The organism is Kitasatospora sp. NPDC059803 (genome assembly GCF_042732255.1).
Lineage (GTDB): Bacteria > Actinomycetota > Actinomycetes > Streptomycetales > Streptomycetaceae > Kitasatospora.
The window spans coordinates 35690-42799 of sequence record NZ_JBHWIJ010000042.1 but is presented as its reverse complement, the minus strand read 5'-3'; the positions used below and the strand labels follow the sequence as shown (position 1 = coordinate 42799).

Below are 7110 nucleotides of genomic sequence, written 5' to 3'. Positions count from 1 at the left end.
CCCCAGACGCCCCGCGGCCGGCATCTGCGGGGGCTGTTGCGCCCAACACCCGTGGGGGGGGCGCGGGCGGCCGGCGGCCGCCGGCTGAGCCCCGGCGGGGGGGGGGCGGCCGCTGCCTTCACCTGCCTTCAGGGATGTGGAGCCAGGCTCTTTACTTGGTGGTGCCGATGTTCAGGTAGTCGTACTCACCCGAGAAGCCCGAGGTGGACACCAGGTTGGTGGCGTTGTCCGGGCGGTACAGGAAGACCTTGAAGTAGGTCAGCGGGACGTAGACCGCCTGGTCCATGATCTTCTTGTCGATCTGGCCGTAGATCTTCTCGCGCGCCGACTGGTCGGTGTTGGCGATGGCGTCGTCGAGCAGCTTGTTGACCTCGGGGTCGTTCAGCTGGGCCAGGTTGCTGTTGCCGGAGGCCTTGATGGCGCGGCCGTCGGAGATCTGCTGCAGGAAGCCGTAGCCGGTCGGCCAGTCGGCGCTCCACTGCATCATCATCAGACCGATGTTGTGGTCCTGGGTGAACTGCGGGACACCGGCGGCGTCCGAGAAGTACTTGCCCTGCGCGTACTTCTGGATCTCGACGTTGATGTTGATCTTCTTCAGCGCGGCCTGGATCGCGGTCGCCGCCTGGACCTCCGGGTCGCGCTCGGTGCGGGCGGTGATCACGGTGCTGAAGCCGTCCGGCTTGCCGCAGGCCTTGAGGGCGTCCTTGGCCTTGGCCTCGTCACCCTTGTTGCCGTTGGTCGCCCAGGTGTTGAAGTCCTGGTGGCCCGGGACGTCCGGCGGGAGCACGGTGTTGGCGACCTGGCCGCGGATCGGGCCGCCGAGCGTGGTCTGCACGGAGACCTTGTCGATCGCGTACTGGACGGCCTTGCGGCACTCCAGGTTGTCGAACGGCGCGACCTTGCTGTTGATCGCGACGTACGCCAGGCGGCCGCCGTAGGCGTTGTCGGTGTTCGCCTTGAGCTTCTGGTTCTGCAGGATCTGCGCCTGGGTCTGCGGGTCGACGCCGCTGCCGACCAGGTCCACCTGGGCGTTGCCGGCGATCAGGTCCTTGTCGATGGTGGACTGCTCCATGCCCATCCGGACCACGATCTTGTCCGCGAGCTGCTTGCGGATCGGGTCGGTGCTCGGGTCCCAGTTGGTGTTCGGCACCAGGATGAGCTGCTTGCCGTCCTCGTAGGACTCGAACTTGTAGGCACCCGAGGCGACCACGTGCTTCACGTAGCCGGCGCCGTCGTCCTTGGCCTGCGGGACCGGGACGGTCTGCGGGGAGCCCACCAGGTAGTCGAAGTCCGCGAACGGCTGCTTCAGGTGGAAGACGATGGTCAGGTCGTCCGGCGTCTCGATCGAGTTCAGGCCACCGGTCTTGTCCTTGTACGGGCCCTGGTACGGGGTCTCGTTGTCGACCAGCAGGTCGTGGAAGTAGGTGGGGCCGTTGGAGTTCACGTCCGACGCGAAGTTGGAGCGCTCGACGGCGTACTTGACGTCCTTGGAGCTGATCGGGGTGCCGTCGTCGAACTTCAGGCCCGCGCGCAGCTTGTACGTCCAGGTCAGGCCGTCCGCGCTGGCCTTGCCCAGGCTCTCGGCGAGGTCCGGGACCAGCTTGTTGCCGTTCGAGCCTGCGCCCGGGGCGAAGGTGGTCAGCGGACGCCCGTACAGGCGCGAGAAGTTGTAGATGTAGGCGTAGTACGTGTTGCCCGGGTCGAAGGAGTCCGGGGCGCCCTTCATCTCGTAGGTGACCGTCCCGCCCTTCTTGTCCGAGGCGTTGACGATGCCCTTGGTGGCGGCGTCGGCACCGCCGCCACCGGCGCTGCTGCCGCTGGCGGAGGAGGACGAGCCGGAGCCCTTGCTGCCGGAGGTGCAGCCGGTCACGATCAGGACCGCGGCGGCTGCCGCCGCGGTCAGGGCGACGGTACGGGACCTGCGCATGGGTGAGATCAACCCCTTGAGGGTGGGAAGGAGGGAGGGCCTGGCGTTACGTCAGTTGCTCTTGGGATCGAGGGCGTCACGCAGCCCGTCGCCGAGCAGGTTGAAGGCGAGCACGGTGAGGAAGATCGCCAGACCGGGGACCACCATGTACTGGGGGTCCACCTGGTAGTACTTGATCGCGTCCTGGAGGATCCCGCCCCAGGAGGCCTGCGGCGGCTGGATACCGACGCCGAGGAAGCTGAGGCCGGCCTCGAAGAGGATGTTGGTCGGGATCAGCAGGGTCGAGTAGACCAGGATCGGACCGACCAGGTTCGGCAGCAGTTCCTTGAACAGGATGAACGGGCCTCGGGCGCCCAGGCTGCGGGCCGCGTGGACGAACTCCCGCTCGCGCAGCGACAGCGTCTGTCCGCGCACGATCCGGCCCATGTAGGGCCAGTTGAAGAAGCCGATCACGAAGATCAGCACCAAGATGTGCAGCGGGAGGCCGTGCAGGCCGAACGCGCCGCCCTGCAGCGAGGTCGAGATCGCGATGGCGAAGAGCAGCAGCGGGAAGGCGAGGAAGACGTCCATGATGCGGCTGATCACGGTGTCCACCCAGCCGCCGTAGTAGCCGGCCATGACGCCGAGCACGGTGCCGATCGTGTTCGACAGCAGGGTCGCGCCGAAGGCGACCAGCAGCGAGACCCAGGAGCCCTCGATCACGCGGGAGAGCAGGTCACGGCCCTGGAGCGGGTCGACGCCGAGCGGGTGGTCCCAGCTCATCCCGCCCCAGTCACCGAGCGGGATACCGCCCAGGTTGGCATCGAGCAGGTCCTGGTTCAGGGCGTCCGGGTCGAGGCCGAACAGGGCCTCGATGGGCTTGGCCAGTACGGCCAGCAGGATCAGCAGGATCACCACGACGCCGCCGGCGACGGCGAGTTTGTCGCGCTTGAAGCGGGTCCAGGCGATCTGGCCGAGGGAGCGGCCCTCGATCTTCTTGGCCGGGCTCGCGGGGGCGGGTGCCTCCGGTTCGTTCCCGGTGGTTGCGATGGGTGCGGTCATGGTCAGTTGGTCCCCTCGCCGACGGTGGCCGGCCCACGGGCGCCGGTCACCGGTTCGGCGGTACGGCTGCGGACGTGCGGAGGTGCTTGGAACGGGTGTTCGCGGCAGTACGTCGTGCACGGGTACTGCCCCAACGCGGGATGGGCTTCGCGTGGTTCTGGCGGTCGGCGTGCGCGTTCACCTTCGTGGGGTTCCCAGTACGCGCGGTGCGTTGCGCAGAACTCTCTGCCATCCGAACTCGCTTGCGCCAGCCCTGACAACCGACAGATGCCCAACTGTGATCTGTGCGCATGCACCTCCTACGCCTTCGGCATACCCCTCTTCACACGGCTGCAACAGGCATGTCAAGGTGATCGACGGTAACGGCCGGAAGTTCGTCCGGAAAGCACCGAAGCCGACCTGATGCAAGATCAAGTCGGCTTCTGGAAAAAGGTTTTGGTTGTCAGCGCCCCGGGTATCCGGGCCACGGCTGCTGCGGCTGCCCGGTCCAGCCCTGCGCGGGCTGCTGCGTGCCGTAGCCGTAACCCGGCCCCTGCTGCGCGGGGTACGGCGGAGGCGGCACCGGCGGGTACGGGCCGGTCGGCGGGCGGCCCGCCTCCCGGTCGAAGAACGGGCGCGCGTGCGCCCGCATCCACAGCGCCACCGGGTCGTACTCGTCCGCCATCGCCACCGTGGACACCGCCAGCCCCTCCGGGGCCACCGCGATCGCCCGCTGCATCAGCGCCCGCACCGCCTCCACCGCCGGCGGCGAACTCTCGTACAGCTCCAGTCCGATCGCCAGGTACGGCTCCCCCACGGCCGGCTGCACCCAGGCCCGGCGCAGCGCCCGCACCGCACGCACCTCACCGGCCTGCCGCTCCAGCAGCGCGAAGAACGGCTGGGCGTTCAGCTTCGGCTCACTCAGCTTCAACGGCCCGGCCGGCAGCCGCTCCAGGCCCGCGGCGATCCGCCGCAGGTCCGCCCAGGGCACCCCGACCCCGCCGCCGGGCGCGTGCGGGTTGAGCCACAGCCCCCAGCGGGTCCGGTACAGCGAAGCGGCGATCTCCCGCCCGGAGATGACCTCGTGGGCCCGCGCCCAGCCGGACGACGCCAGCTGCTCGGACGAGGTGACGGCCGGCGCGTAGCCGTGGCCGCTGATCTCCATGTTCCCGTACTGGGCGTCCGCGCTGCCCGGCGTGCCGTGCCACAGCAGCATCCAGACCTGGCCGTCGGCCAGTGCGTGCAGCAGTTGCTCGTAAGCCTCGTAGCGCTCCGGCGCGACCTCGCGCAGGGTGCGCTCCAGCGCGCCCGGATCCGCTCCGGGGCGCCCGGCGGGCGCCTGGCCCCAGGGCCCCGGTGCACCGCCCGCTACCGCTCCCGCACTCATGCGCCCACCTCGCCGCGCCTCTTTCCTCAAGCCTGCCGGCCCGTCGGCCGTCTGCACGCACCCTATGGCGCGGCACCGGCCACCGCCACGGCGACGTGCCTCCGATACGAACCCCGCTCAACCCCGCGCGTAGAAAGGGAGTACCCGGGTGAGCAGCCACTCGACCACCGGGTCATCGGCGAGATCGAGCAGTACGAGGTGGACGCCCCCCGGCAGCGGCGCGGTTCCCAACGCGCGGCCGAGCGCCTCGTTCACCGCGCCCGGGTCGGCCGGGGCCGCCTGGTCCAGCTGGACGCCCACGAACATCACGGTCGGTTCGCCCTCGATGCTGGCGAGCGCCCGCCGCGCGGACAACACTCCGGGCAGGGCGGAAAGTTCGGCCCGGCAGGCGGCCAGGAAGTGCTCCGGGTCCTCCCCCGGCACCGGCTCGCGTAGCGCCACCCGGCCACCGGTCGGCGCCTCCGGTCCCTGGCCCTGACTCTGGTTCTGCTCCTGGTTCCGGCCCTGCTCCTGGTCGGCCAGGCGCTCCTCGCGCGGGCCGCGCCGAAGCTCCGCCACACCCTGCGGCGGCACCGGGATGCCCACCGCCGCCTCCGGGTTGACCGCGATGCCCACGCCCAGCGGCAGCCCGCGGGCGAACTCCCAGACCGGCGCCACCGCGAAGGCCATCCCCGGCGCCTGCCGCAGGAACACCTCCTGCGAGGAGAACACCGGCACGTACGGCTCGCCGGCCAGCTCGATGGTCGGCAGGTCCAGCGCGGGCCCCTGCGGGTCGCCGCCGGCCGGCAGCGGGATCCACACCTGGCTGCGGGCCAGCACCTCGACCACCCGCGGCGTCGCACCCGGGTCGCCCAGCGCGGCGGTCAGCACCTGCTCCAGCTCGTTGGCCGGCCACCCGCCGCCCGGCGGCGCCGACTCCGGCCCGCCCCACCCCTGCTGCTGCTCCACCGGGTACCCCATGCGCGCCTGATCCGCCCTCTGCCGGTCGGCCGCCCTCTGCTGCGCCGACGCGCAGCAGTCTAGGGCGCCGGTTCGAAGGAGCGGGGTGTGACCGGGTCCCCTCTCCCGTCGTCGGCGCGGACGTGCCATGATGTGCGCGTTCGACGGCGCGGCGCGCCGGCGGACCGACAACTCCATACCGGCCGCTCGAACCCGCGCGGGAGAGCCCGGAGTGCCCCGTCAGGCGGCACAGCCGGCGCCGAAGGAGCAACTCCTCCCCGGAATCTCTCAGGCCCCCCTACCGCACGGGTTAGGCACATCTGGAAAGTGGCGCACGGCCCTGTCGCGCGCCCACCCACGGTGCAAGCCACCATGCTGTCCTGGATGCTGGAAACAGCTGCGGGCAGGTGGGCGGTGAAGCTCTCAGGTTCGACGACAGATGGGGAGACCCACGCCGCCGCATGCCCGCGCGCAGGGTCGGCCCCCCAGCGGGTCCGGTTCCGGCGCGTGCACCCATGAGTGCCCAGACCGAGGAGTTCCAGGCCATGTCGTCCCTCCGCCTCACCGCGCTCGACGCGCTGCACCGCGCCCTCGGCGCGACCATGACCGACTTCGCCGGCTGGGACATGCCGCTGCGCTACGGCAGCGAGCGCGAGGAACACCTCGCCGTCCGCACCCGGGCCGGGCTGTTCGACCTCTCCCACATGGGCGAGATCACCGTCACCGGCCCGCAGGCCGGCGAGATGCTGGACCACGCGCTGGTCGGCTTCGTCTCCGCGCTGGGCGTGCTGCGCGCCCGCTACACCATGATCTGCGCCGAGGACGGCGGCATCCTGGACGACCTGATCGTCTACCGCCTGCGCGAGGACGCCTTCCTGGTCGTCGCCAACGCCTCCAACGCCCAGCTGGTGCTGGACGAGCTGATCGCCCGCGCCAAGGGCTTCGACGCCGTCGTCACGGACGACCGCGACACCTACGCGCTGATCGCCGTCCAGGGCCCGGAGGCCACCGCGATCCTGGCCGGGACCACCGACGCCGACCTGCCCGGCCTGAAGTACTACGCGATCCTCCCGGCCCAGGTCGCCGGCCGCGACGTGCTGCTCGCCCGGACCGGCTACACCGGCGAGGACGGCTTCGAGATCTTCTGCAACCCGGGCGACGCCGAGGGGGTCTGGCAGGCGCTGACCGCCGCCGGCGAGGGCCGCGGCCTGGTCCCGTGCGGCCTGTCCTGCCGCGACACGCTGCGCCTGGAGGCCGGCATGCCGCTGTACGGGCACGAGCTCTCCACCGACCTGACCCCGTTCGACGCGGGCCTGGGCCGGGTCGTGCGCTTCGACAAGACCACCAACGAGGGCACCTTCGTCGGCCGCAAGGCGCTGGAGAGGGCCGCCGCCGAGGCCGAGGCCAACCCGCCGCGGGTGCTGGTCGGCCTGGTCTCCGAGGGCAAGCGCGTCCCGCGCGCCGAGTACACCGTGGTCTCCGCCGACGGCGCCCCGATCGGCCGGATCACCTCGGGCGCCCCGTCGCCGACCCTGGGCCGGCCGATCGCGATCGCCTACGTGGACGCGGCCCACGCCGCCCCCGGCACCGCCGTCGCGGTGGACGTGCGCGGCAAGCACGAGCCGGTCGAGGTCGTGGCACTGCCGTTCTACAAGCGCGCCCGCTGAGGCCGGGGGCCTCGCTCGCCGAGGCCCCGCCTTCCCCGTAGACCCGGGCCTGAACCACGCCCGACCCAGGCTTGAGCCACGCCTGATCCAGGTCCGACCCAGGTCCGATCCCATGCCTGAACCACGCCTGATCCGCGTCGAAGCCGTCCGTGCGGCGGCCCGCTTCGTCG

Annotated in this window: 5 protein-coding genes and 1 riboswitch; of the genes, 1 reads left to right on the top strand and 4 read right to left on the bottom strand. The window is 71.2% G+C overall.

Annotated elements, in window-relative coordinates:
- Nucleotides 1-151: 151 nt before the first annotated feature.
- The 4 genes from ACFV6I_RS10110 to ACFV6I_RS10095 form a co-directional block, all read right to left on the bottom strand.
- Nucleotides 152-1927: an ABC transporter substrate-binding protein gene (locus ACFV6I_RS10110; RefSeq protein WP_380344984.1), complete on the bottom strand. Its 1776-nt coding sequence runs from the start codon at nucleotides 1925-1927 to the stop codon at nucleotides 152-154.
- 51 nt (nucleotides 1928-1978) lie between these two features.
- On the bottom strand, nucleotides 1979-2968 hold the full coding sequence (locus ACFV6I_RS10105) for an ABC transporter permease (RefSeq protein ID WP_063347744.1): 990 nt from the start codon (nucleotides 2966-2968) through the stop codon (nucleotides 1979-1981).
- 442 nt (nucleotides 2969-3410) lie between these two features.
- Entirely contained in the window at nucleotides 3411-4334 is a 924-nt protein-coding gene (locus ACFV6I_RS10100; RefSeq protein WP_380424282.1) for an enhanced serine sensitivity protein SseB C-terminal domain-containing protein, read from the bottom strand.
- 117 nt (nucleotides 4335-4451) lie between these two features.
- Nucleotides 4452-5294, bottom strand: a complete 843-nt coding sequence (locus ACFV6I_RS10095; RefSeq protein WP_380424280.1) for an enhanced serine sensitivity protein SseB C-terminal domain-containing protein — start codon at nucleotides 5292-5294, stop codon at nucleotides 4452-4454.
- A gap of 187 nt (nucleotides 5295-5481) precedes the next feature.
- A riboswitch (glycine riboswitch) is annotated at nucleotides 5482-5587 on the top strand.
- 231 nt (nucleotides 5588-5818) lie between these two features.
- Between ACFV6I_RS10095 and gcvT the strand changes: the two genes are divergently transcribed.
- Nucleotides 5819-6940: a glycine cleavage system aminomethyltransferase GcvT gene (gcvT, locus tag ACFV6I_RS10090; RefSeq protein ID WP_063347746.1), complete on the top strand. Its 1122-nt coding sequence runs from the start codon at nucleotides 5819-5821 to the stop codon at nucleotides 6938-6940.
- Nucleotides 6941-7110: the final 170 nt, after the last annotated feature.

Bases quoted from the DNA above. Each gene is read 5' to 3' on its own strand.
- ACFV6I_RS10095 (WP_380424280.1), bottom strand. From the start codon at position 5,294: ATGGGGTACCCGGTGGAGCAGCAGCAGGGGTGGGGCGGGCCGGAGTCG.
- ACFV6I_RS10110 (WP_380344984.1), bottom strand. From the start codon at position 1,927: ATGCGCAGGTCCCGTACCGTCGCCCTGACCGCGGCGGCAGCCGCCGCG.
- gcvT (WP_063347746.1), top strand. From the start codon at position 5,819: ATGTCGTCCCTCCGCCTCACCGCGCTCGACGCGCTGCACCGCGCCCTC.
- ACFV6I_RS10100 (WP_380424282.1), bottom strand. From the start codon at position 4,334: ATGAGTGCGGGAGCGGTAGCGGGCGGTGCACCGGGGCCCTGGGGCCAG.
- ACFV6I_RS10105 (WP_063347744.1), bottom strand. From the start codon at position 2,968: ATGACCGCACCCATCGCAACCACCGGGAACGAACCGGAGGCACCCGCC.